The organism is Bacillus sp. P4_D3, from assembly GCF_056401855.1.
In genome coordinates this window covers 1-1,109 of sequence record NZ_JBFUIN010000901.1, presented here as the reverse complement: position 1 = coordinate 1,109, position 1,109 = coordinate 1, and the positions used below count along the sequence as shown (strand labels likewise).

At 37.0% G+C, this 1,109-nt stretch carries 1 protein-coding gene and 1 pseudogene; one reads left to right on the top strand and one right to left on the bottom strand.

The annotated features are described in order from the left end of the window. A partial coding sequence (locus AC1DTM_RS27815; RefSeq protein WP_477001409.1) for a hypothetical protein occupies positions 1–66 on the bottom strand: 66 nt, incomplete at its 3' end. A gap of 31 nt (positions 67–97) precedes the next feature. Between AC1DTM_RS27815 and AC1DTM_RS27810 the strand changes: the two are divergent. Then, positions 98–1,109, top strand: a pseudogene (locus tag AC1DTM_RS27810) (carboxypeptidase M32); the annotation flags it as partial.

Below are 1,109 nucleotides of genomic sequence, written 5' to 3'. Positions count from 1 at the left end.
GTAACCCCAATATGTAATAAACTTCTTTTTGAATTCAACAATTTTTTCTAAATACGGACGGAACATTTCGAAGTCAGATTTTTCGCGAGCTTCTTCCCATACACTATTAGACATGTATGAGCCGGGAATCACAGTAGAAGTGTTAGATCATGTATTTGGTCAACTGCGTGAACGTATCGTTCCGCTTGTGAAAGAAATTTCTGAGTCTAAAAAAGAATTAAAAACAAATGCTTTATCCGAACATTTTTCAAAAGAAAAACAAAAGAATTTTACTTTAGAGTTATTAAAACAATTGAACTATAACTTTGAAGCGGGTCGTCTTGATGAAACGGTACATCCTTTTGAAATTACATTAAATAGAGGGGATGTTCGTATTACGACTCGTTACGATGAGAAAGACTTCCGTATGGCTGTTTTCGGCACGATTCATGAATGTGGTCATGCTGTATATGAGCAAAATGTTGCAGAGGAACTAGAAGGAACACCGCTTTGCAGTGGAACATCAATGGGAATTCACGAGTCACAATCGTTATTCTTTGAAAACTTCATTGGCCGTAATAAGTCGTTCTGGAAGAAAAACTATGATTTGTTAAAGCGATATAGTGACGGTCAATTTGACGGCGTATCAGTAGACGAGTTTTATGATGCGATTAATGAGTCAAAACCATCCTTTATCCGTATAGAAGCAGATGAACTTACATATCCGCTTCATGTTATGGTTCGCTATGAGCTGGAGAAAGAATTATTTGATGGCACACTGCAAGTAAAAGATTTACCAGCGGCATGGAATGATAAGATGGAAACTTATTTAGGTATTCGTCCAGAGAATGACGCACAAGGTGTATTACAAGACGTTCACTGGGCTGGCGGTTCGTTTGGATATTTCCCATCTTATGCGCTTGGTTATATGTATGCAGCGCAATTTAAACAAAGGATGCTAAAGGATATTCCAAACTTTGATGCATTATTAGAAGAAGGAAACGTGACACCAATTCGTGAATGGTTAACAGAGAATATTCACCAATACGGCAAAACGAAAAAACCACTTGAAATTTTAAAAGATGTGACAGGTGAAGGTTTAAATGCAAACTACTTAGCTGATTATCTAG